Source organism: Pontibacillus salipaludis (assembly GCF_014642405.1).
In the GTDB taxonomy this organism is placed as follows: domain Bacteria; phylum Bacillota; class Bacilli; order Bacillales; family BH030062; genus Pontibacillus; species Pontibacillus salipaludis.
This window is the reverse complement of the sequence record NZ_BMIN01000007.1, coordinates 114,259-138,861: the sequence shown is the minus strand read 5'-3', so window position 1 is coordinate 138,861 and position 24,603 is coordinate 114,259. Positions and strand designations below refer to the sequence as shown.

The 24,603-nt window shown below is 42.0% G+C and carries 20 protein-coding genes and 1 riboswitch; of the genes, 14 read left to right on the top strand and 6 right to left on the bottom strand.

The window, feature by feature from the left end:
• Positions 1–12: 12 nt before the first annotated feature.
• The 3 genes from IEW76_RS09760 to IEW76_RS09750 all read left to right on the top strand — a co-directional run bounded on the left by IEW76_RS09760 (position 13) and on the right by IEW76_RS09750 (position 4,902).
• On the top strand, positions 13–3,213 hold the full coding sequence (locus IEW76_RS09760; protein ID WP_229721190.1) for a cellobiose phosphorylase: 3,201 nt from the start codon (positions 13–15) through the stop codon (positions 3,211–3,213).
• Positions 3,214–3,478: 265 nt separating this feature from the next.
• Entirely contained in the window at positions 3,479–4,009 is a 531-nt protein-coding gene (locus IEW76_RS09755; RefSeq protein WP_188653297.1) for a sporulation initiation factor Spo0A C-terminal domain-containing protein, read from the top strand.
• Positions 4,010–4,158: 149 nt separating this feature from the next.
• Entirely contained in the window at positions 4,159–4,902 is a 744-nt protein-coding gene (locus tag IEW76_RS09750) for a divergent polysaccharide deacetylase family protein (RefSeq protein ID WP_373285974.1), read from the top strand.
• Positions 4,903–5,212: 310 nt separating this feature from the next.
• On the opposite strand, the gene IEW76_RS09745 is transcribed toward IEW76_RS09750, so the two are convergent.
• A complete protein-coding gene (locus IEW76_RS09745; protein WP_188653293.1) occupies positions 5,213–6,661 on the bottom strand; it encodes a carbon starvation CstA family protein in 1,449 nt (482 codons plus the stop codon).
• Positions 6,662–6,948: 287 nt separating this feature from the next.
• On the opposite strand from IEW76_RS09745, the gene nhaC reads away from it, so the two are divergent.
• Positions 6,949–8,349: a Na+/H+ antiporter NhaC gene (nhaC, locus tag IEW76_RS09740; RefSeq protein WP_188653291.1), complete on the top strand. Its 1,401-nt coding sequence runs from the start codon at positions 6,949–6,951 to the stop codon at positions 8,347–8,349.
• Positions 8,350–8,584: 235 nt separating this feature from the next.
• On the opposite strand, the gene IEW76_RS09735 is transcribed toward nhaC, so the two are convergent.
• Positions 8,585–9,139, bottom strand: coding sequence for a CotY/CotZ family spore coat protein (locus IEW76_RS09735; RefSeq protein ID WP_188653289.1), 555 nt, complete (start codon positions 9,137–9,139; stop codon positions 8,585–8,587).
• 204 nt (positions 9,140–9,343) lie between these two features.
• Here IEW76_RS09735 and IEW76_RS09730 point away from each other — a divergent pair, with 204 nt between their 5' ends.
• On the top strand, positions 9,344–9,754 hold the full coding sequence (locus IEW76_RS09730; protein ID WP_188653287.1) for a hypothetical protein: 411 nt from the start codon (positions 9,344–9,346) through the stop codon (positions 9,752–9,754).
• Positions 9,755–9,805: 51 nt separating this feature from the next.
• On the opposite strand, the gene IEW76_RS09725 is transcribed toward IEW76_RS09730, so the two are convergent.
• Entirely contained in the window at positions 9,806–11,641 is a 1,836-nt protein-coding gene (locus tag IEW76_RS09725) for a solute:sodium symporter family transporter (protein WP_188653285.1), read from the bottom strand.
• Positions 11,642–11,849: 208 nt separating this feature from the next.
• On the opposite strand from IEW76_RS09725, the gene IEW76_RS09720 reads away from it, so the two are divergent.
• On the top strand, positions 11,850–12,797 hold the full coding sequence (locus IEW76_RS09720; protein WP_188653283.1) for a nucleoside hydrolase: 948 nt from the start codon (positions 11,850–11,852) through the stop codon (positions 12,795–12,797).
• A 128-nt stretch (positions 12,798–12,925) separates the two neighbouring features.
• Here the strand turns inward: IEW76_RS09720 and IEW76_RS09715 are convergent, their stop codons facing one another.
• Both IEW76_RS09715 and IEW76_RS09710 read right to left on the bottom strand, forming a co-directional pair.
• Positions 12,926–14,050 (bottom strand): methionine biosynthesis PLP-dependent protein, encoded by a 1,125-nt coding sequence (locus IEW76_RS09715; protein ID WP_188653281.1) that lies wholly within the window; start codon positions 14,048–14,050, stop codon positions 12,926–12,928.
• Between the two features lie 168 nt (positions 14,051–14,218).
• Positions 14,219–14,326, bottom strand: a riboswitch (SAM riboswitch).
• A gap of 68 nt (positions 14,327–14,394) precedes the next feature.
• Positions 14,395–15,132: a gamma-glutamyl-gamma-aminobutyrate hydrolase family protein gene (locus tag IEW76_RS09710; RefSeq protein WP_188653279.1), complete on the bottom strand. Its 738-nt coding sequence runs from the start codon at positions 15,130–15,132 to the stop codon at positions 14,395–14,397.
• Positions 15,133–15,293: 161 nt separating this feature from the next.
• On the opposite strand from IEW76_RS09710, the gene IEW76_RS09705 reads away from it, so the two are divergent.
• The 6 genes from IEW76_RS09705 to IEW76_RS09680 all read left to right on the top strand — a co-directional run bounded on the left by IEW76_RS09705 (position 15,294) and on the right by IEW76_RS09680 (position 21,497).
• Positions 15,294–16,895, top strand: a complete 1,602-nt coding sequence (locus tag IEW76_RS09705; RefSeq protein ID WP_188653277.1) for a glutathione ABC transporter substrate-binding protein — start codon at positions 15,294–15,296, stop codon at positions 16,893–16,895.
• A gap of 70 nt (positions 16,896–16,965) precedes the next feature.
• On the top strand, positions 16,966–17,895 hold the full coding sequence (gene nikB, locus IEW76_RS09700) for a nickel ABC transporter permease (protein WP_188653275.1): 930 nt from the start codon (positions 16,966–16,968) through the stop codon (positions 17,893–17,895).
• The gene (locus IEW76_RS09695) at positions 17,895–18,779 is read left to right on the top strand and encodes an ABC transporter permease subunit (protein ID WP_188653273.1); all 885 of its coding nucleotides are present in this window, start codon (positions 17,895–17,897) and stop codon (positions 18,777–18,779) included. The genes nikB and IEW76_RS09695 overlap by 1 nt, the downstream gene beginning before the upstream one ends.
• A 24-nt stretch (positions 18,780–18,803) precedes the next feature.
• A complete protein-coding gene (locus IEW76_RS09690) occupies positions 18,804–19,772 on the top strand; it encodes an ABC transporter ATP-binding protein (RefSeq protein WP_188653271.1) in 969 nt (322 codons plus the stop codon).
• A gap of 2 nt (positions 19,773–19,774) precedes the next feature.
• Positions 19,775–20,752, top strand: a complete 978-nt coding sequence (locus IEW76_RS09685) for an ABC transporter ATP-binding protein (RefSeq protein ID WP_188653268.1) — start codon at positions 19,775–19,777, stop codon at positions 20,750–20,752.
• A 223-nt stretch (positions 20,753–20,975) separates the two neighbouring features.
• On the top strand, positions 20,976–21,497 hold the full coding sequence (locus tag IEW76_RS09680) for an STM3941 family protein (RefSeq protein WP_308422065.1): 522 nt from the start codon (positions 20,976–20,978) through the stop codon (positions 21,495–21,497).
• A gap of 265 nt (positions 21,498–21,762) precedes the next feature.
• On the opposite strand, the gene IEW76_RS09675 is transcribed toward IEW76_RS09680, so the two are convergent.
• Positions 21,763–22,308 carry a flavodoxin family protein gene (locus IEW76_RS09675; RefSeq protein ID WP_188653264.1) on the bottom strand — a complete coding sequence of 182 codons (546 nt, stop codon included), beginning with the start codon at positions 22,306–22,308 and terminating at the stop codon, positions 21,763–21,765.
• A gap of 99 nt (positions 22,309–22,407) precedes the next feature.
• On the opposite strand from IEW76_RS09675, the gene IEW76_RS09670 reads away from it, so the two are divergent.
• Together IEW76_RS09670 and IEW76_RS09665 are read left to right on the top strand one after the other, a co-directional pair.
• Positions 22,408–23,292 carry a LysR family transcriptional regulator gene (locus tag IEW76_RS09670; RefSeq protein WP_188653262.1) on the top strand — a complete coding sequence of 295 codons (885 nt, stop codon included), beginning with the start codon at positions 22,408–22,410 and terminating at the stop codon, positions 23,290–23,292.
• Positions 23,293–23,378: 86 nt separating this feature from the next.
• Positions 23,379–24,542 (top strand): iron-containing alcohol dehydrogenase, encoded by a 1,164-nt coding sequence (locus tag IEW76_RS09665; protein WP_188653261.1) that lies wholly within the window; start codon positions 23,379–23,381, stop codon positions 24,540–24,542.
• Positions 24,543–24,603 lie beyond the last annotated feature (61 nt).

Here is a 24,603-nt window from a genome sequence, read left to right as displayed (position 1 = left end):
GGAGAGGTTTTCATGGAAAGGATCATGGAAGGTATAACGTATGGCTTTGATGAGAAGGATCGATTCGAAATTGGTCAATATGATAAAGCAAAGCCTTTCTCAAGCTTTTTACCTGGCATAGCTGGTTTGGATGGGATTCCAATGTGGGCTTTCTATGTAAACAGAGGGCAGGGGATTTGTAGCTTTGGTATACAGGATAAGGATACCCCGATTATGGAATTCTCACCAGCTTCCATTGCTTATAAAAATGTGACGAATACGGGTTTTCGTACGTTTATTAAATGTGACGGTGAGGTCTATGAGCCGTTCTCCCCTAGAGCAGGGATGGATACTGTCGAGCGAAAAATGACAGTCGAAGCGAATGAGCTTCGGATCCAGGAGGTTCACACCGGGCATGGAATCGAAGTCAATGTTGTGTACTTCACGATGCCTGGAGAGGACTTTGCCGCCCTAGTACGACGAGTGGAGATTGTGAATTTGCGATCTGAGAAGCGAGACATTGAAGTCATTGATGGCTTACCTGAAATTCTCCCATACGGAGTTACGAACGCTGCTTATAAAGAAGTAGGAAATCTGACTCGCAGTTGGATGGAAGTGTTTAACCTGGAGAGTCGCATTCCTTACTATAAAGTTCGTGCAAGTATGGAAGACGTTGCCGAGGTACGTGAGGTACAGGGAGGCCACTTTTATCTATCATTTTCAGAAGATGAGCACCTCTTATCCCCAATTATTGATGCGAATGTCATCTTTGGAAGTGAACAGTCCCTTCAATTTCCTGAAAGATTCTTAACGGAGTCCGTTGATGAACTTCTAAGCACCGTTCAGCGTGCGACCAATAAAGTTCCGTGTGGTTTCTCAGCTGTGAAGAAAACGCTGGATCAGGGAGGTACATTACCTCTTAATACGTTGATTGGACACGTATCCGATGCTGAAAAGATTCATCGAAAACAAGATACTCTAACGCAAACACAGTTTATCGATCAGAAGCAACAAGAAGCAAGACTACTTGCCGAAGATCTAACGAGTGCAATTCAAACGAAGACCTCATCCCCAATATTTGATCAGTATTGCCGCCAAAGTTACCTTGATAATGTTCTTCGGGGCGGCTTACCTCTTGTTTTAGATAATGGAGGAGATGGCTTCATTTATCATGTGTATTCAAGAAAGCATGGAGATCTTGAAAGGGACTATAACTTCTTTAAGCTAGCTCCTGAGTACTATTCACAAGGGAACGGAAACTTCAGGGATATGAATCAAAACCGTCGTAACGACCTTTACTTCAACCCGAAAGTCGGATCGTTCAACGTTCGCATGTTTATGAACTTTATTCAAGCAGACGGATACAATCCTTTGTTAGTAGAAGGATGTCAATTTGAGGTTAAAGCTGAAGATAAAGACAAGATCATACAAGAAAACGTTGCAAACAAGCAAGAAGAGTTTGATGCTCTACTAGATCAACCTTTCACCCCTGGGAAGTTAATGACCTTCCTAAAAGACGAAGAGGTCAAACTGAAGGGTGATGTAGAAGATGTGTTTACCTCTGTTCTAAAGTATGCTGAACAAAGAATGGAAGCAAGCTTCGGTGAAGGATACTGGGTAGATCACTGGACGTATAACATGGACTTGATCGATAACTACCTATCGATTTATCCAGATCAAGCAGACACACTGCTGTTTGAAGAAGATCGTTATCGTTTCTTTGATAGCCCGGTTCGTATTGCTCCAAGAAAAGAGAAGTATGTGTTAACGCCTAAGGGTGTAAGACAATACGAAGCTGTTCATGAAGATGAAGAGAAAGAAAATCAATTAGGCATTAGTCGTAATGACACGAACTGGTTGAGAACAAACAATGGCAAAGGCGAAATTTATGAAACAACGTTAATCGTGAAGCTCGCATCATTAGCGCTTAACAAATTCTCTTTATTAGATGCTGAGGGAATGGGCATTGAGATGGAGGCGAACAAGCCAGGGTGGAATGATGCACTTAATGGATTACCTGGTTTAGTAGGTTCTGGCATGAGCGAAACATATGAACTGAAAAGACTCCTAACATTCCTCGTTTCTTCATTAAAACATGTGGACAAAGGGATTCTGATTCCAGTAGAGATGCATACACTTCTGCATGGAGTATATGAGAATGTGCGCCTGTGGGAAGATGGAGAGATAACGGATATCCAATATTGGGATCGTGTTGCTTCCCTTCGTGAGGCATACAGAGAATCTATCCACTTCGGAATTGATGGACAAGAAAAATCTGTAGACCATGAGAATCTCCTTACAGCACTTACTCATTTCTTAAATAAAGTTGAAAAAGGGATCGAAAAGGCTAAGGAATTCGGTGAAGGTCTTTATCCAACTTACTTCTATTATGAAGCTTCAGATTATGAGGTTATAGAAGGAGCAAAAGGTGAAGACGGTTACGACCGTGTTGACGTGAAAAAGTGGGATACACACGTGTTGCCAGCTTTCCTTGAAGGACCTGCAAGGGCCATGAAAGTAATGAACGATGCAAAGGACATCCACGATCTCGTTCGTCAGAGTGACCTGTATGATCAAGACATTCATATGTTTAAGACTTCTGTGAGTCTAGAGGGACAATCGAATGAAATTGGTCGTATTAAAGCTTTCACACCAGGTTGGCTAGAACGGGAATCTATTTTCCTTCATATGTCGTATAAATATTTGCTATCTTTACTAAAGGCTGGATTAAACGACAAGTTTTATGAAGAAATGCATGATAGCTTAGTACCTTTCTTAGATCCAGCAGTTTATGGAAGAAGCACACTCGAGAACTCTTCTTTCATTGCAAGTTCCGTCAATCCTGATCCTACCTTGCATGGGCAAGGGTTTGTGGCCAGGTTAAGCGGATCAACGGCTGAATTCTTAAGTATGTGGAAATACATGATGATGGGGAAAGGTCCTTTCACTATGAGGGAAGGCGAATTATGTTTAGCGTTCTCTCCAATTCTTCAAGGTGATTTGTTTACTGATGAAGGGGAAGTATCCTTTACGTTCTTAGGTCAGACAAAAGTGACCTATATCAACCCTGAGCGAAAAGATACATTTGGTGATGACAGAGTAACCGTCAAACAAAGTGTGATTGTGTATGAGGATGGTGAACGTGTAACCCTTGAAGGACAAGAAATTGAGGGGTCACATGCCAAAGCAATAAGAGAAGGGAAGGCGACATCGATTACGGTCTACCTTGCCTAACTTTTGAAAAAAGAGCTCTTGATGAGCTCTTTTTTTGATTTATCTGAAACTTACTGGTCCCAATGTCGTATATACAGGTGGGTGAATATACTCTAAGATGTTTTTTAGTGTAAATTTGCAATTATAATGGAAAAACAACACTCTATTTACATAAAATATGATAAAATAGTAACGGTTTTGCATAATGGAACATTGAGGAAATTCATCATACATCGTATCTAAAACATTTGAACTAGTGTACAAAGAGGTTAGAAAGGGTTAGATTATGACAGAACAACAAATTCGCACAGTTGTACAACAGCTATTATACGATATGCAAGGATTGAAAACTAAAGTTAGAGAATTAGAAGACGAAGTAGAAAGTCTTAAACATAATCAATCAAGGAATCGAGAGTCTCAAGAGGAGCTAGAAGGTGTTCCGGTAAGTGGGCTTATTATTCATTACTTGCAACGGATAGGGGTTCCTTCTCATATCAAGGGATACAAATATATTCAAAAGGCTGCTTTACTGGTCTTCGAGGATCCCATCTACTTACAGAAGATGACAAAGGCTCTTTACCCTGAGATCGCCAACGCTTATGGAACGACATCGAGTCGAGTCGAGCGCGCCATTCGTCATGCGATCGAACAAGCATGGAAACGAGGCAGTGCAAGTCTATTTTCGCATTGGCTAGAATGCCCTGAACACGTATTTGAACAAAAACCTTCTAACCGATTGCTCATTACACTTCTTGTGGACAAGATTCATAAAGACCGAACCGGTGAGCGTGTCCTTTATCAAGAAGTGAATATGTAACATGAAAAGACCGCTTTTGGAGCGGTCTTTTTGTATTCTCTTTAGGAATTAAGCAGAGTCCCCTAGTGAAATCTACTCGTTCTGTAGTGAATGTAATTGAACCATCTCGCAAAAGATAAAGGAACTATACCTGGAAAGGCGAGATGGTTATGAGAGTAATTTTATGTGCTTTGGTGTTGTTAGTCGTATGGGGTAGTATGACCACCGGGTGGGCGGTGGATTCTAAGAAAGAACTTGCCATTGTAATCGACGATTTTGGGAATGATATGGGAGGAACTGACGCAATGCTAGAGCTTCCAGTGCCGTTGACTGTTGCTGTAATGCCGTTTATGCCGACAACTGCTGAGGATGCGGAGCGTGCTTATTACTTGGGTCATGAAGTCATCGTTCATATGCCGATGGAGCCTATGAAAGGAAAGCGAAGTTGGCTAGGGCCTGGTGCGATTACGACAGACCTTTCCGATGAAGAAATCAGGAAGCGCGTTCATGATGCGATTCATGCTGTGCCACACGCGGTAGGAATGAACCACCATATGGGGTCTAAAGCAACAGCAAGCGAACGGGTCATGCGGATTGTCCTTGAAGAATGCAAGAATCATGGACTTTACTATTTGGATAGTAAAACTACAGGAAGTAGTGTAATCCCGGAATTGGCGACTGAATTAGGTGTGCCTTATTTAGAGAATGAAATCTTTTTAGATCATGTGTATTCGATTGAGCATATGAAGAAGCAGGCGAAGAGAGTAGAGAAGGAGTTAGTGGAGGAACAGGATCTTATTGCTATTGGGCATGTGGGGATTGCTGGTGAGAAAATGGTTTCTGTTCTGAGCGAATTTATTCCGATTTTTAAAAGTAAGGCAGATCTTGTTCCCTTGTCTGATCTATTGCCGTGATAGGGGGGAATTGTTTCCGTTAACTTTGGGTGAGTATAAGGCGGGCCTGGAAACCACTCGCTTTCCTGTGGCTCACCTAGGCTCTTCTGCCCACGGGAGTCTCGCAGTTTCCAGGCCCACCTTTTCCATATTTGCAGTAACGAAAACATACGAAATATCTGCAGAGTTCCTAACAAACTTAAGGAGCGGTGTTAAACTTGCCATAATAAAGGTGCCAAATTCCTTAATTCGATAGGGAATCTGACACCTTTTTTCTCTACTCTAGCTCAGTCTAGTCTATGCTTTGTTAATGGAGCGCCGTGGGCTTTTTTTAGCTTGCGTGACGGTTTACGTCTACGGCAGGTTTGTGCATTTTTTGTTTCAAGATCTGGATGACGAACCAGGCTACAACGGCTAACCAGATGGCGGAGCCGATGATCATGGACGCAGTGTAAGGTAATCCGAAACCTTCTGGTGCGTAGAAGATGTAGGTACTTACTACAGCTGTCATGAACAAGGCTGGGACGGAGCAGATCCAGTGGAACTTTTGATTTTGTAACAAATACATGGCCGCGGTCCAAAGCATGACGGTTGCAACAACCTGGTTAGACCAGCCTACATATCGCCAAAGGAAACTGTAATCAATTTGTGTTAAGAAGAATGTAGGAAGAGCGACAGGGACGATTAAGAACAGTGTGCTTAGTTTACCACCTGCTAGCTCCTTCTTGCGAATCCTTCCAATTAAATCTGCAAGCATCATTCTAGAAGAGCGTAGTGCTGTGTCTCCTGTTGTAACAGGAAGGATGATTACGCCAATTACGGCAAGTACCCCGCCAAATACTCCAAGAGTTGAAGTACTGATTTCGTTTACAACACCTGCTGGGCCACCGGCGTCAAGAGCGGCTTGTAGCGAGCCTGTACTACCGAAGAATGTCATACCAGCAGCTGCCCAGATTAGAGCGATTACGCCTTCTGCAATCATTGCGCCGAAGAATACCTTACGACCTTCGCTTTCTTTTTTCAGTGTGCGTGCTAGGATCGGACTTTGTGTACTATGGAATCCTGAGATTGCACCGCAAGAAACGGTAACCATAAGAAGTGGCCACATTGGTAGTTCGCCTGGGTGTAAGTTTTGTACGGTTAGGTTTGGAATTGGATTATCAAAGAAAAATAGTCCGATTCCGATTGATACAGCCATGAAGATTAAGATGGCACCGAATATTGGATAAACTTTCCCGATGATTTTGTTTACTGGCAAAACGGCTGCTAGTAAGAAATAAGCAAAGATGACAAGTAGTGATGCCATAAATCCAAGTGGTGTCACTTCAGCCATAAGTTGGGCTGGGCCTGCTGTGAAAGCCGCAGCCACTAAAATCATAAGTCCGATTGATAGGATGTTTATGATAGAACTTGCGTATTCTCCTAAGTACTTTCTGACAATTGTAGGATACTGTGCTCCGTTATGTCGTATGGATAACATACCTGAGAAATAATCGTGAACGGCTCCTCCAAAAATAGATCCCACTACGATCCAGATAAAAGCAACTGGTCCGTAAAGAGCTCCCATTATTGCGCCGAAGATGGGTCCAAGGCCGGCGATGTTTAAGAGTTGAATTAAACTCGCTTTCCACCAGCTCATCGGCATATAGTCAAGGCCATCGTTGTTTGCGTAAGCGGGGGTTTGGGATTCGTCATTGATCCCAAAAATTCGTTCCACCACCTTTGCATAAACGAAATAACCTAATAGTAGTAACATGATGGATGCAAAAAATGTAACCATCGCCTAGCCTCCTCTCGAAAATTGAATGTAAGATGTATTCTATACGGATTGTTATACATAAACAACCCTTTTTCTGAATATTTTATTTTTTCTCTTATTTTTCTCGGGAGGAGGGGGAAGTCCTGGCAAATGTAAGTGCTTTCAATGATAAAAATTATTAATTCCTTAAAAAAATAGATTCTTGTCGTTCTAACTTATGGTATAATTCCTCGATATGAATGAATTTTTATACGAAACTGCCATTCTTCATTAATAGGGATAGGCTTTTTTTGTGAAGGAGGATGAAAATGGGGCAAGCAAGATTACCCTCGTTGCTTGAGGTTATTAGTGTATTGACGATCTTTCTAGCGATTGTATTTTCATTTACAATCTATGAATTGCCGATTCAGTTGGCCTTATTTATTTCATTATTTGTTGTCATTGGTCTAGGGTTACTAGTTGGATACACGTATGATGATTTGCAAGCTGCGATGATTAAAGGAATTTCGAATGGTCTTGAAGCAGTGCTTATTCTGCTGGCTGTTGGGGCGTTAGTTGGAACGTGGATTGCTGGTGGTGTTGTTCCGACACTCATTTATTATGGTTTAGAATTTATTAATCCTGCGATCTTCTTATTAGCAACCCTCGTAATCTGTTCTGTTACTGCCCTTGCGACAGGAACATCTTGGGGAACAGTAGGTACAGCTGGAATTGCCATGATGGGAATCGGTGAAGGTCTTGGAATGCCTCTTCCGATGGTTGCTGGTGCTATTCTTTCTGGTGCTTATTTCGGAGATAAACTATCTCCGTTATCGGATAGTACAGTTTTGACAGCTTCGATGTCGAAAGTAAACGTCATTCAACACGTCAAATCAATGCTTTATTTAGACGTTCCGGCCTTTGTCATTACAGGCATCTTGTTTACGATTGCAGGATTTATGTATGGGGGCGGTGAAGCTGACCTTGATAAAGTAAATTCTATTATGGCTTCATTAAATGATGTATTTAACATTAACGGCTTTATGTTACTACCGGCGGTTATTGTTATTAGTTTATTGGTGATGAAGAAGCCTTCTATTCCTACCATTTCGTTCGGTGCATTGCTTGGTATTATTTGGGCGATTGGTTTTCAGGGTATGGGGCTTGCTGATGCGATTAGCACAGCGTACAGTGGCTTCAATATTACGTCAGATATTGATTTCATCAATGAGCTACTAGCTGGCGGAGGAATTAGCGGTATGCTAGGTTCCATCGTTGTGATTATCTTTGGTTTAGGATTTGGAGGTTTGCTTGAGAAGATTGGAGTACTTCAAGTTATAATGGATGCGTTCATTAATAAGATTCAATCTGGTGGTAGTCTTACTTCTTCTACGCTACTTGTTGGGTTCTTCTCGAACGTATTTGGCTGTGCTATGTATGTATCGCTGATCTTAACCCCTAAGATTATGGAAAGAAGTTATGATTCTTTAGGATATCGACGCGATACATTGAGTCGTAACACAGAAGTAGGCGGAACAATGACTTCAAGCATGGTGCCTTGGTCAGATAACGGTATTTACATGGCCGCAACACTAGGCATTTCAACGTTTTCCTATCTTCCATTTATGTGGATGAGCTTTGTTTCGATCATCATTGCGCTTATTTATGGTTACACGGGCAAGTTTATGTGGAAGAAAGAAGATCCAAACGAAGAAACACAAACCGCATAAATAAAGATCAACCTAAAAGCTTGTCCCATTTGGGACAGGCTTTTAGTATGTGCAGCTTTAAAGCGGAGAAGGGTGTCAGACACCGTTTAGTGCTTTAGTGCAAAGCAGGGTGTCTGGCACGCTTCTTTGCGTTAGTGTGTAGAAGTGGTCTGGTATTCTATAAATTAAAAAAGGGCAAACCAGGGGAGTGGTTTGCCCGATCCGTATATAAAGAAAGGAGAACATGGGGGTTAAATTAGTCTTCTGAAGATAGTGAACCCATCATGGAAGGGTCGGACTTTAATTGTTGAACCAACTCGGCACCAGCATCCATGTCTGCTTCGCTAGCATTTAATGCAGCTACAGGATGGAAGCAAGTGATGCCTGTAAACTTACTCAAATCAACTTCAACACAGATCCCTGTACGGAAGAAGTTGCTATACTTAAAGTAAGAACTACCACAACGTTCAGGGTATAGAAGTTCTAAAATCGCACAGCAGCGTTTGCCTTCAACGAATCGCTTAACACGGAAGAATGGAGAAGGGTAAAGGCCAGAACAGCCGTTATACTTCTTAACTCCCCACGCAAAGTAAGGCAATAAACCTGCAAACGTGTTTTCACATCCACATAGAAGGACGAACGGAATCGTGTCTCTTCCGTCTCCCCCTGTAGGAGAGACAAGGTCTTGAATAGATCGGTGACATGAACCGCTCTCACAGCAGTTATTGTCTACAGCGTCTTGTACTCTTGCAATTTCTCTCACCTTATCGCATACACAACGATCCTTACCAGATTTACCACAACAACTCATAATTTCAACTCCTTTTTTAGATTACCCGAAGGTACTAATAGAGTATGTTGGTCAATGTATTTGGTATAGGAGATTGTCTCTAGTACCACTTAAAATGTACGGTTGTACCCTATTAAAACGTCTAGTAGTAGGGTGTATTTTGTATTTAATGAAAACTTAGGTATAATGGGCAAAAGGAACTGAATGAATAGGAGATGGGGCAAGGTGAGCATGAATGCGATAAATAGGGGTAATAAGCTTATTTTACTAGCATTAGCAATGGCGGTTCTATCATTTTTCTTTACATGGGTAGATGCAGGGATCTTATCTCAAAATGGGTTTCAGCAGCAGGGATATATATTCTTAGTTTTTTTCATGTATCCTGTCTTCCAAGTAATTAGAAGGGGATCGATTCGCTTATTCACTGGGTATGGTAGCGCAATCGGAGGCTCAGTATCCATCATAGCCTATATGATAAGTAGGACGGGGAATATGTTAGGGGAACGAGTTAATATGGCATCAACGGGAATGTACATCTTCCTCATCTCTACATTCTTATTAATCGCAGGTGTTTATTTAAGTAGGAAAGAGGACGTTACGTCTTCTGTTGCGGATGCTTCACCTTTATCTAAGTAGAAAGAGCGCTGATCCTTGCGGGATCAGCGCTCTTTTTTGTTCAACGATTATTTACTGTTCCTGAGAGGAGGAATAGACTCCGTCGCTTGAGGATGATGTTCCCCATTGTTCCTTAAGGTTTTTACCTTTTTGTTTTAGAGAGCTAGTAGAAGATGTGGACTTCATATACTTCTCGTTCCAGCTTCTTAAGCTGAACAACATGCAAACAACGGTGAGCGCTGCGAGAGCTCCGGTTGCTGGCCAGAAGTAAGAGGAAACAATGCCTTCTGTATAGGCTACTCCAACAGGAGAGAACACAATATAGGTTTGGCCGACACAGGCGAACAAGAAGATGGAAGTAGGCATGGCATATTTCCATGGTGTCATCTCTACGCTAGGGTTGTGTGGCATCTCATAGGCAGTTTCTCTTGGTTTGACGAATCCAATGATGAGCATGATTGCTAGCTCAGTAGCAAATAGAATGCCGTAGATGTGAATAAAGTGAATGGATACCGTTAGTCCGAATAACTGTTCGAAGCCCCATACCATCAAGTAATACGCAAATACGTGGAAGATCACCACAGATTTAGCAGCTAAGGCCGGAATCTTCTTCGTTAAAACACCCATTAATACAATCGTGATAATGGGGATGTTAAAGAACCCAGTAAATTTGCGGATCAGGTCCCATAACCCATTTGGTGCATTTAAAAGCATAGGTGAAATAAAGAAGGTCGCTAATGCGATAACAGTTCCAACCCATTTACTAATTCGAATCATTTGTTGATCTGTAGCATTTTTATTAATGCTTGTTTTATAGATATCAAAAGCAAACATTGTAGACGCACTGTTTAATAGAGAGTTAAAGGAACTTAACACAGCTCCAAGTAATACGGCTAAGAAAAAGCCGTTCATATAAGAAGGAAGTACATTTGCTACAAGTGTCGGATAAGCTAAATCGACTGACTGCAGCTCGCCTCCATATTGATGGAAGGCGATTACACCAGGAATCATCATAAAGAAAGGAACTAATAGTTTAAAGAAACCAGAGAAGATGACCCCTTTTTGTCCTTCTTTTAAACTTCCTGCACCTAATGTGCGCTGGATTACATATTGATTTGTTGCCCAGTAGAACATGTTCGCAAATAGTAGCCCTGAGAAGATGGTGCCAAATGGTACAGAATCATTTGGGCCGCCGATTGCGTTTAACTTTTCAGGATTTTCTGTTGTTAGAGTTTGGACTCCGCTAAAGAACTCACCATTCCCTAATGAGATGATTCCTAATATTGGCACAATTGCGCCGACAATTAAGAGACCGATTCCATTGATCGTATCTGAGACTGCTACCGCTTTTAATCCACCAAAAATCGCGTAAATGGCACCGATGATTCCGATCACCCAAATGATTAACCACACCGATTGTGTATAAGATAAGTTTAATAATGAAGGGATGTCAAACAGTTTCAATACAGCTAGAGCGCCAGAGTAAAGCATAGAAGGGATTGTGACAAACACATATCCTAACATAAAGAGTATAACGGTATAGCGTCGTACCCCTTCATCAAAACGTTTACTTAAAAACTCAGGCAGTGTTGTAATATTCGCATTCATATATTTAGGTAAAAGATAGAGAGCAAGAAGTACAATGGCAAAAGCAGCTGTAACTTCCCATGCCATGTTCGTTAAGTTTGTACGAAAGGCTTGTCCGTTAAGACCAACAAGCTGTTCCGCTGAAAGATTTGTTAAGAGGAGAGAACCAGCAATAACTGTTCCGGTCAAGCCACGCCCAGCCAAGAAATAACCAGCAGAATCTGAAGTACTACCTTTTGTCTTCTTGTAAGATATGTAAGCGACCAAAGCCATGAATAAAATACAAGAAACGATTGTAAGCCAAAGTCCTGATTGTTGCATAACGCATCCATCCTTTTTTGAAATAATAACTTAATCCTCTCATTTCCTTAAAAGGTATATTAGAAACATATCCGTGTGAGTTATTGTATAAAATGGTTCTTTTTTACTACTTGAAATGATTTTTAATTTATGTTTAACACTTGGGCGGTTATCACGATTTTTATATATGAACATACAGTGTAAAAAGATGAAAAGAAGGTGGTCTGGTGTGAGAAATGTGCTGATCTTTACTGATATAGGAGTGGACGATACGTTTGCGCTCTTGTATGCATTTAATCATCCAGATATTCGTGTCGTTGGAGTTGTGGCAGGGTTTGGGAACGTTTCTAAAGAGAAGGTTACACGGAACGCTTATTACGTATTAAAGCAAATGAACAAAGAGAATATCCCTCTGATTAGTGGGGCTGCACGGTCATTTTCTGGGGATGAGCCTACGTATTATGAGGAGATTCATGGATTAAGCGGCTTGGGAAATATCCAAACGGAAATCGAGAAATTCACGTTATCAAACTTTGATAAAGTATTTGAAATCATCGATGAAATAGAGGATTTGGTCATTGTGAATATGGGGCGTCTTACGTCTTTAGCAATGGCTTATATTACTTCTCCTGAGAGGATGAAGAAGATAGCAAGAGTTGTGATAATGGGAGGAGCTTTTTTAGTGCCAGGCAATGTGACTCCTTATGCTGAGGCAAATTTCTTCGGAGATCCTGTGGCAGCAAACGTCGTTTTAGATAATACAGGGCCGAATAAAATTGTGCTAATCCCCTTAAATGTTTCTAAGAAAGGAATTATAACGCCTAGTCTTGTCGAGAGTATTCAAAGTGAATCTATAACAGAGATCGGCTCCTTAATTGGGCAATTATACGAGCCTTACTATGATTTTTATAAGAAGCAAAAGCCTTCTCTAAACGGAGCTCCTATGCATGATTTATTAACAATTGTTTACGTTACAAATCCCTCTTTATTTAAAAGTGTGAAGCGTAACGTCACCGTTGAAGAGTCTTCCTACCTGACCACCGGGGTAAGTGTTGCAGATTTCCGGGATCAACCTCAAGTAAACGAAGACTTTAATAACTATTGTGAAATATTACTAGACATCGATTACCCTGCATTTATAACAGAAGTAGCAACCACCATGATCGGAAAAATCTAACAGGTGGATTTCATGCATTAAAGCAGTGAAGGGTGTCTGGCACCCTTCACTGCTCTAAAGACATAGAGGGTGCCAGACACGCGTCATTCTTTTAAAGTGATGACGTGGGTCTGGCACGTTTTTTTTGGTTAGTTTGTTGTAGTTAGGCTTTGGTTTGCTTTTTCAAGAGCGTGTTGGAAGTCAGCTGTTAGATCTTCGATCGCTTCAATTCCTACAGAAAGACGTAGCAATCGGTTGCAGACTCCGTAACTTGAACGAACTTCTTCTGGTATGTCTGCATGTGTTTGTGTAGCTGGATAGGTAATGAAGGTCTCAACGCCACCAAGACTCTCAGCAAATGTTACAAGCTCAAAATATTCTAGTAGCTTAGGAGCTAATGCTTCTTCAGTAACACGGAAGGAAATCATACCACCTCGCCCTGGGTAAAGCACATCTTGAATAAGCGGATGATCCGATAGAAATGAGGCGAGTTCTTTCGCATTTTGCTCATGCTGTTTCATTCGAAGGGGAAGTGTCTTCAGCCCGCGCATGAGAAGCCAGCTATCGAATGGAGATAAAACAGCTCCGGAACCATTTTGTTCAAGACGAAGAGAAGTGCAAATGTCTTCATCTTTAGCGACTACAAGTCCCGCCAAAACATCATTATGACCACCGATATATTTGGTCGCGCTATGAATGACAAGGTCGGCCCCCAGTTCAATTGGTCGCTGGATATAGGGTGTATAGAATGTGTTATCTACAATGAGGTGAAGCTCGTGCTTCCTAGCAACCTCAGACATTTCTTCTATATCTACTTGATGCATAAGGGGATTGGTTGGTGTCTCAATAAAGAAGCCTTTTGTATTCGAGTTGATACAGGCTTCAAATTCTTCTTTGCTACTCCCGCTCACATAAGAGAAAGAAAGTCCAAACTTCTTAAAGTGTGTTTCGAATAAACGATAAGAACCACCGTACACATCTTGAGTTACGATGAAGTGATCACCTGGTTCATAGGTTGAAAAGACAGCTTGGATTGCAGCCATGCCTGAGCTGAAAGCGAATCCTTCACGCCCGCTTTCAAGCTGAGCGATTTTATCCTCTAATAGATTACGAGTCGGGTTTCCTGTACGAACATAATCATATCCAGTTGATTGACCGACACCGGCATGACGGTAAGCCGTTGACAAATATAATGGAGGATTAACCGTTCCTGTTGTACTCTCACTGCGGTTACCCGTCTGTGCAAATTCTGTTTCTACCTGATAGCGTCTCATAAGTATCCTTCAACTCCTTTAGTATAGTAAAGCGTGCCAGACACCCATCAATGCTTTAGTGGGTGAAAGCGTGCCAGACACCTTTCAGTGCTTTAGTGCATAAACGTATTCATGGCATTAAAAAAAGGCTCTTCAGAAGAAGAGCCTTTTATGGGTAAGGTGCACTTCTTCTTATCTTTCAAGTGACGCATCACTTGCTGGAAGGAGCACCACATCATTTAAGATAGGTTGCTGAAGCGTCAACGGACCAGATCCCTCGGCTTCTCTGAATAAGAAATAAGAAAGTGTTTAAATATAATTTTCTCTATACTATACCTAAAATATGGTCATCATGCAATAAGGTATCAGAATTTTTTAACTTGAATGACTTCCTGAACGAAACGATTAAAAAGCTTTTGCATTCGTTCATGCTTTCTAGTCATCATTTCCGCGTGCCACTGAACGCCGATCACAAATCCTTCTCCATCCTCTTTTTCAATCGCCTCGATGACACCGTCTGCTGCGAATGCTGTAGCTCTAAACCCTGGTGCGACATCTTTAATCGATTGGTGATGAAAGGAGTTGGTAATGGTTTTCTCGCCAAATTGTTCCCGCATTACGCTGTCTGGTTCTGTTGTAATTGTATGAGACTCTTGCCACGGTTTGTTGTACTGATCATGCTTTAATGGTTCCCCGTCCATATACGATACGTCCTGATACAACGAACCTCCATAAGTGACGTTTAAGATTTGAACGCCTCTGCATATAGCGAACACTGGCTTTCCTTGACGGATCATTTCTTTTGCAAGGATCGCTTCAGAGTGATCACGTTCTGGGAAAGGGGAGCCTTGCTTTGGACGAGGCTCTTCATTGTAAAGCAGTGGATTTATATCTTGTCCTCCTGAAAGAACTAGCCCATCCATGGCTGAAGCTTGCGCTCGAACGGTTTCGTCGTCTTCAAGAACTGGAAGAATAAATGGCACTCCACCTGCACGTAGAACGGATTGAACATAATCATTATTTACATAAGCGCGGTCGTAACCAGGGAACCGGCCACCCTGGTCTATAATAATACTTCCTGATATTCCAATAAGTGGTTTCATAGGGAGTAAACTCCTTTTGTTCATTTTTTTTAAAACTTTTGTTTTGACAACTCGAAACTTCTATTATAAAATCCAAGTAATTTGATAAGAATTACATACTATTAAGTATAGCTAGTGTAATGGTTCATAATCAATTAAAAAATTACAAAGGGGAGTCATTTTTGAAGTTATCACGCTTACTTACGGTCTTATCTCTTGTTCTAGTACTCGTTGTAGCAGGTTGCAGCAGCGGTGGAGACACGGAGGAAGACACATCATCATCAAAAAATAATGACAAAAAAACACCTCCTTCTAGTGAAGAAGGATTAACGATTGCGGTGGAGAGTAATTTTACTAGTTTAGACCCGCATGACACGAACGACAACCAATCATACTCTGCGCAGTCTGCTATATACGAAGGGTTGCTAGGATTTGATAAGGATTTGAATATCGTTCCTGTGCTAGCGAAAGAGTACAGTGCAAATGAAGACTCCACAGAATTTACATTTACATTAAAAGAAGGCATTACGTTCCATGACGGAGCGCCGTTCAACGCAGAAGCTGTAAAAGCAAACTTAGATCGTTTATCAGATCCGGAGAGCCAGCTTCGCCGTGCGTCTTTATTTGAACTCGTTGAGAAAACAGAAGTCCTTAGTGAATATGAAGTAAAAGTAACATTAAAAGAACCATTTGGAGCGATGCCGAATAACTTTGCACACCCGGCTGCCGGTATGATTAGTCCGAAAGCTTTAGAACAAAGCAATCAGGATCTTGCTCGTAACCCAGCAGGTACGGGACCATTCAAATTCGTAGAGTGGAAAAGTGGCGATCATCTAACGGTTGAGAAGAACGAAGAGTACCGCGAGGAAGGACTGCCAAAGGTAGACAAGATCGAATTTAAACCAGTACCTGAAAGTGGTTCTCGCGTAGCGATGCTTCAAACAGGAGAAGCAGACTTTGCATTCCCTGTAGCACCAAACCAGGTTGAAACATTGAAGGAAGAAGAGGGCGTTTCCATCGAAACGAAACCATCTCTTGTTGTGAAGTATTTCTCAATGAACACAATGAAAGAACCATTTACAGATCCGAAAGTTCGTAAGGCAATGAATTATGCAATCGATAAAGAAGCATACATTAAAGTGGTTTACGATGGCTATGCAACTCAGACGAAATCAGTCATCGCACCGAATACACAGCACTACGAAGAACAAGAGGTTTACGAATATGACCCAGAAAAAGCGAAAGAATTATTAGCTGAAGCGGGTTATCCGGATGGTTTTGAAACAACGATCTGGGGCGGCACAAGCTCATTGAAACAAAAAATGATGTCCTTCTATAAACAGCAGCTTAGCCAAGTTGGCGTAACATTAAATGTTGTACCAATGGAAGGCGGAACATTAGGCGACAAAATTTGGGGAGTGGACAACCCTGAAGATGCTGAATTAGAACTTTATAACGGAGGCTGGTCTCCATCTACAGCAGATGCAGACTGGGGTATGCGCCCGCTATTTAGCAGCAATTCTTTCCCGCCTGACGCTTATAACACAGCTTACTATAAGAATGAAAATGTGGATGAACTGCTTCAAAAAGGATTATCCACTGCTGATGACAAAGAGCGCGGTGAATACTACGCTGAGGCGCAAAAAATTATTTGGGATGAGTCCCCTTGGGTACCTCTTGCAGTACCAGACATCCTTTACGGAAAGCAAGATTATGTTGAAGGCTTAACGATGCTTTCTTCAGGCGTAATGGATCTTAAACAAGCAGAAATCGTATCGGAATAACCAAGAAGAGGTTGAGCGATTAGCTCAGCCTCTTTCATTGCTTATATGCGTAAAAAAAGGAGGGGAGCTCATGCTGAAGTATAGTGTGAAGCGGATATTGGGTATGATTCCGTTGTTGTTTGTTATATCTCTTATTGCATTTATGTTCGTTCACTTAATACCTGGTGACCCGGCTAGGCTGATTGCCGGAACGGACGCCACCATAGAAGAAATAGAAAATATTCGTGAAAAGTATGGATTAAATCAACCCCTGTATCAGCAGTATTTTGACTATATGGCCAATCTCTTTCAAGGAGATCTAGGACAGTCCATTGTGACAGGACGTCCTGTTTTAGACATGTTAGTCGAGCGCTTTGGTCCAACTCTTAGCCTCACCTTAGCGAGCATGGCCTGGGCGCTTATCTTTGGCCTTTTAATTGGTGTAATCTCTGCTGTTAAACGAAACAAATGGCCAGATCACCTGTCTATGTTTCTTGCGGTATCTGGTGTTTCAATCCCGTCCTTTTGGCTTGGACTTATGATGATTCAACTCTTCTCTGTTCAGCTAGGCTGGTTCCCGACAGGAGGGATTGGTGGTTTTGAAACGTATATTCTTCCGTCCTTTACGCTAGGTGCAGGGGTGGCGGCCATTATCGCTCGCTTCACCAGATCCTCTTTAATGGATGTGTTAAAAGAAGATTACATTCGTACTGGGCGCTCAAAAGGGCTGACCGAATTTAAAGTGATTAATCGACATGCAGTCCGAAATGCACTTATTCCAGTTGTCACCATGTCTGGATTACAGTTTGGTTTCTTATTGAGTGGATCCATTATTACGGAAACGATCTTTAGCTGGCCAGGCCTTGGAAGACTATTAATCAATTCCATTACAGCTCGAGATTATCCTGTGATTCAGTCAGAGATTCTATTATTCTCGCTCGAGTTCTTGCTTATTAATCTATTAGTTGATTTGTTATATGGCTTCTTAAATCCAAAAATACGTTACGAGGAGGGTTCATAATGGCGGAAGCAGCGACTCAAAAGGAAGAGCAGCAGGAGAAGAAAGTGACACCGACCCAACAATTTTGGAAATCATTTAAGAAACAAAAAGTCTCCTTCGCAGCAGGGATCTTTTTGCTTTTATTATTTGTCGTTGCCATTATTGGCCCATGGATCGCTCCTTATGGCCCCCAAGAATACGATTATGACAATCTTCTATCAGGACCTTCGTGGCAACATCTCGCTGGTACGGATGACTTCGGTAGGGACATCTTCAGTCGTATTCTTCATGGCGCATGGATCTCTCTATCAGTTGGATTATCGTCTGTATTTATAGGCGCTTTGTTAGGTACGATCTTAGGGATTATTAGTGGTTACTTTGGCAAATGGGTGGATAGTGCCATTATGCGTGTGATGGACGTCTTGCTCGCATTCCCTGGTATGCTGCTTGCAATTGGGATCATTGCGATATTAGGGCCTGGACTCTTTAATGTTGTGATGGCCGTGGCAATTTTCAGTGTACCTGTCTTTGCCCGTATTATCAGAAGTAGCACACTAGCCATTAAATCAACGCTTTATGTGGAAGCGACCCAATCCATCGGTTCTTCTCACTTTCGAGTGATTATGAAACACATCTTCCCAGGTACCGTGTCGACACTCATTGTATATTTCACGATGCGTATTGGATCTGCCATCTTAATTGCGGCTGGACTTAGTTTCTTGGGACTAGGTGCTGATCCCTCGACACCAGAGTGGGGAGCGATGCTTAGTAATGGACGTGATTATTTAAATAATGCACCGCATGTTACGTTTTTCCCTGGGCTTGCGATATTCCTAACGGTGCTTGCTTTTAATTTACTAGGGGACGGACTGCGTGATGCGCTCGATCCAAAAATACGTGATTAGCCGTAGCGAAGGGAGAGAAGTACGATGACAGAACCCATTTTATCCATTAATCAACTGTATACAAGCTTCCGCGTTGACGGCGAAACGATTCCGGCTGTGGAGGGGATTGATCTATCCTTGTATCCTGGTGAAATCGTTGGTCTCGTTGGGGAGTCCGGAAGTGGTAAAAGTGTAACCTCCTTATCTGTAATGCAACTGCTGGATGAAACGCCAGGAGAAGTAACGGGTGGAGAGGTTCTATTCCAAGGAAAAGACCTATTGAAATTCACCGATCGTCAAAAGAGAAAAGTTCGAGGGAATGACATTTCGATGATCTTCCAGGAACCGATGACGTCTCTTAATCCGGTATTAAAAATAGGGAAGCAGCTGATCGAAGCGATTCGAGAGCATCAGCGTATTAGTCAGACGGAGGCGAGGAAACATGCTGTTCATATGCTGAATCAGGTAGGGATTCCTCGTTCAGAGGAAATTATGAATGAATACCCTCACCAGCTTTCAGGAGGAATGCGTCAGCGCGTGATGATTGCAATGGCGATGTCGTGTGATCCGAAAGTGTTAATTGCTGATGAACCGACAACGGCACTTGATGTAACGATTCAGGCGCAGATCTTAGACGTGATGCGCAACATGAGAAAGGAGCACAACACGTCGATTCTTTTTATCACGCATGACTTAGGTGTCATTGCTGAGATGTGTGACCGAGTGGCAGTTATGTATTCAGGCCGCATTGTGGAACAGGGGACCGTTTATGAAATTTTTGAGAATCCGAAGCATCCTTATACAAAAGGGCTTCTTGGCTCAATTCCAAAGCTTGGGGCAAAAGAAGATCGTTTAGATTCTATTCAAGGTCAAGTGCCTACAGTGGAAGACCGACCAAAAGGGTGTAAGTTTGCGAACCGGTGTCCATTTGTCATGGATCATTGCTGGGAAGAGGAACCGCCATTATTCGATGGTGAGAACAGGTGCTGGTTGCATGAGCGAGAGGAGGCTTGAGAATGAAGGAACCGCTATTACAAGTTGATGGTTTAAAGAAGCATTTCGTTAGTCAAAAAGGATTTCGCAAGAGCTCGAAACAAGTTGTTAAAGCCGTAGACGGTGTGTCTTTTGATATTAAGCCTGGTGAAACATTTGGGCTTGTTGGCGAATCGGGTTGCGGAAAATCAACAACAGGTCGAATGATTATGCAAATGCTTGAGGCGACAGAAGGGACGATCACCTTTGATGGCCAGAGGATGGATCAATTGTCAGGCAAGGAATTGAAGAAAGCTAGGAAGGATTTTCAAATGATCTTTCAGGATCCTTATGCTTCCTTGAATCCTCGTATGACGGTTAGAGATATTATTGCTGAGCCGTTAATCGTTCATGAAATGGAAACAGCTAACGGCATTGATGCAAGAGTATACGAGCTATTAGATACAGTTGGGTTGCCTCGTAAGGTTGCAGAACGCTATCCGCATGAATTCAGTGGGGGACAACGACAGCGAATTGGTATTGCTCGTGCTTTAGCAGTAAGGCCGAAATTGATTATTGCCGATGAACCTGTATCTGCATTAGATGTGTCAATTCAATCACAGGTCTTAAATCTATTGAAAGATCTACAGGATGAATTCGACTTAACGTATTTGTTCATAGCCCATGACTTAAGCGTAGTTGATTTTATATCAGACAGGATTGGCGTCATGTACTTAGGGAAACTAGTGGAAATTGGGGATCGTGAGTCGATCATCCAGAATCCTCAGCACCCCTATACACGAGCACTCTTATCCGCTGTGCCTGTACCAGATCCGAGAGCGAAGCGGGAGCGTATTGTCTTGGAGGGAGATCTTCCAAGCCCATCAAATCCTCCATCAGGATGCCCATTCCATACAAGGTGCCCGTTCGCCTGGGACCGCTGCGCGAGCGAAACCCCACAGCTCCAAACAGCCGAAACAACAGGCCATACCGCCGCCTGCCACCTTCTTGATGAACTTTAGTAGAGTAAAGCGTGCCAGGCACGCGTCAGTGCGGTAAAGAGGTGAAGGGTGCCAGACACGCAGTGGTGCTTTACAGTGTGAAAGTCCAAAAAGCCCGGTAGAGAGAGTTGTCTCTGCCGGGCTTTTGTGTGGAAATTTACAAAAAATGTGTTTCTGATTGAAGGATTCGGGTATTGATAAGTGATTCATAACCAAAACATTCCAAGAAGGGTTTGTGTTGAAGATGGAAGAACTTTATTTTTACTATTCAAAAGGAAAACTGATTGCTTTAACTTTTGCTTGCTTCTTAATTAGCGCCGTATGTGCAGCGGTGTCATACTCTGTCTTTTTAGATGGTGATGGCTTAATTGGGTCTATCGTTCTTCTAGGGGCTCTACTTTTGTTATTTGTTGGTGTACTTTACATCAAGAAAGTAGTAAACCCGAATCCTTATGTCATTATGACGGATCAAGAGCTAACTTTATATGTGACGAATCAAGAGGCGGTTCACATCTCATGGGAGGATATTGTTGGAGTTCTTCCTTATGAAATTCATAGAAATAAGTTCCTCGGTCTGGAGTTGGCAAATGAAGAGAAATATGAGGAGCAAATGCCCAACAAAGTAAAACGTATGTCTAGATTAAACATGAAAATGGGATATCCTATGTATAATATTATTTTGAATCAGGTAAAAGATCCAAATGGCCTTATAGAAGCTTTGGATAAACGGATAGAAGTAAAAGAGAGGTTTGAAGAGGAAGGATAATCGTTATAGATCTTTAGTTATGGATTGAGACCAATGATTAAGGCAGTATTGGAGGAACAAGCTCAGCACCGGTTGTCGCCTCAGACTTCTAACTAGCTCTTGCTCCGGTAGGCTAACTTATGGGGATTTTAGGTAACGTCGTTGGTACGTATGCTGCTGTTATAACAGCCTGGTTAGCGAAAATGGCCTCAAAACTGTTTTAATCGTTTATAAGAATCTCATATATTAAAAAAGAAGCCTTTCCCACTAAGCGGGAGAGGCTTCTTTACGCTAAGCTCTTAAAATGTTCGTTCCACTGTTTCGCTTTTTCTAGTGCAAGAATGTCTGATTTAATTTCCCCTGGCTTTACACCTTTGGCAATCACATAGTCCGTATAATTCATCCCTACAAAATCAAAGATATGTCCAAATTGCTGAATTAGAGGAAGGGCCGTGATATGAGGATTGCTTCCACCAGCAGTTACTACATAAGCTTGCTTTTCCCTCAATGAATCTTTCATGTTAAAGCGCTCATCTCTTAAATACTGACTCCACCGATCAAAGAAAATCTTCATCTGAGCAGACATTCCGAACCAATAAACCGGCGTTGCAAACACGATGATGTCATGAGATAGCAGCTGTTCTAAAACCAATTCATAATCATCTGAAGAAGGAGTAAATCCTTTCTCGCTATGACGCTCATCGATAATCGGATCGAGCTTATAATCACCTAAAAAAAGCTCAGTATGTTGAATTCCATCCATCATTTCATTTACTAAATATTCGGTATTACCACCGCGTCGCGAACTTCCTAGAATCGTTAAAATCTTCATCGTTTCACTCCTTTATACTAAAGTGTATCATTGTTAAAACTATCGATGTTATCTATAATAAATGATACTACATATTATAAAAAATGATGGAGGTTCAGAATGGATCTTAAGCTCTTTGAAACGTTTCACGAAGTAGTCAAAACCGGTAGTTATACGAAAACCGGAGACACTTTAGGCTATGCGCAATCAAGCGTAACGACACAAATTAAAAAGATAGAAGATTATTATGGAGTGAAGTTGTTTGAACGAGTAGGACAACGAATGCGCCTTACTTCTTCAGGTGAAGAACTTCTCTATTACACAAGACAAGTTGTGGATCTGTTAGATGAAGCAGAAGTACGCTTATCAGAAGCCCATTCAGTACGAGGAACGATCCGAATAGGAACAGTTGAGTCACTCGCTGCCTACTTCATAACCCCATATATAAAAGCTTTAAAAGAGAGACACCCAGAGCTTATGATTCAGTTAGAAGCAGGCCTGTGCCCGAATTTAAAACAAGGAACAATCGATGCCAAGTTCGATGTAGCCATCCTTTTGGATCGGTATGTAAATCATCCAAACTTAACTACAATTCCAATAAGAAAAGAGGAACTCGTCGTTATTGCACCATCTGGTCATCCCCTAACGTATGAGTCTCATCTGGATCTTCAGAACTTTGCAACGGAAACGCTAATATTAACAGAACAAGGCTGTTCATACCGCACTTTGTTTGAAGACTTGCTTCGTGAAGAAGGGGTGGAAATTCGTTCTGTTATATCATTTACTAGCCTAGAAGCAATCAAACAATGTGTAGCAGATGGTCTTGGAATTGCGCTACTACCTAAGATTACGGTGGAAGAGGAATTGAAGCAGAGTAAGCTGGTTGAGCTACCACTTCACCATGAGAAATTAACTTTATGGACGCAGCTTGTGTACCAAAAGAAGAAATGGATCACACCTCCAATTAAACAGTTATTGACCCTCATAACAGATCAGGCAGAATAGCCATCACTTTTATTGATATCGTTCATTAAAAACCTTGCATATTGGTTCGCCCCTTCTAATGGTATGATGGCCGTTGAGGTGATAATATGAATACATTTTTGCAACACAATCCAACTAAACTTTATTTTGGCAAAGGCCAAGTGGAACATATTGCAACAGAAATTCCTGAAAACAGCAGGGTCCTTCTTGTATACGGAGGCGGAAGTATTAAACGAAATGGTGTCTATGATGCTGTTGTGGGGCAGCTAAATAGCTTAAACGCGACTGTTTTTGCATTAGCGGGCGTTGAGCCAAATCCTCGCTTAACAACGGTAGAGAAAGGAGTTGCAATTTGTAGAGAAGAGCAAATTGACTACCTATTAGCTGTTGGGGGCGGAAGTGTGATTGATTGTACAAAAGGAATTGCAGCTGCTGCTCAATATGACGGTGAGGCATGGGATTTATTTACGCAAAAAGCTCCTATTGAATCAGCGCTTCCGTTTGGCACTGTACTTACATTGGCTGCCACAGGATCTGAGATGAATCCTGTATCCGTCATCACGAATTGGGATACGAAAGATAAAATCGGCTGGGGTTCACCACATGTGTATCCAGCATTCTCTATCCTTGATCCCTCCTATACGTTCTCCTTACCTGAAGATCAAACGGTATATGGAATTGTTGACAGTATGTCCCATGCGTTAGAGCATTACTTTCACCGTACAGAGAACACGCCAATGATTGACGGGTTTATCGAGTCCTTATTAAGAACAGCCATTGAAACAGGACCGAAGCTTATTGAAGATCAACAATCCTTTGAACACCGAGAAACTATGATGTACCTTAGTACGACTGCTTTTAATGGAACGCTCTCTAACGGAACGGATGGCGGAGATTGGGCCACACATCGCATTGAGCATGCAATAAGTGCAGTCTATGACATTCCTCATGGTGGCGGACTGGCTATATTATTCCCTTACTGGTTAGAGCACGTGCTTGAAGAAGATCCAACACGAGTGAAGCAGTTAGCTGTGAGAGTCCTTGGGATTCCACCAGAAGGAAAAGGGGATAAAGAAGTCGCACGAGAAGGGGCAAAATCCTTACGAAACTTCTGGAACTCAATCGGTGCTCCCAATCGATTAAGCGATTATGATATTGATGATACACACTTCGATGACATTGTTGAGAAGACATTTATCAAGCCAGGAGTAGGGACGTACAAAGAGTTGGATCATGCTAGTGTCCTTGATATTCTTCATCGTTCGTTATAAGACGTAGCATATGAAAGGAGCGCATTGATCTACTAGATGCACTCCTTTCATTCATAGTGAG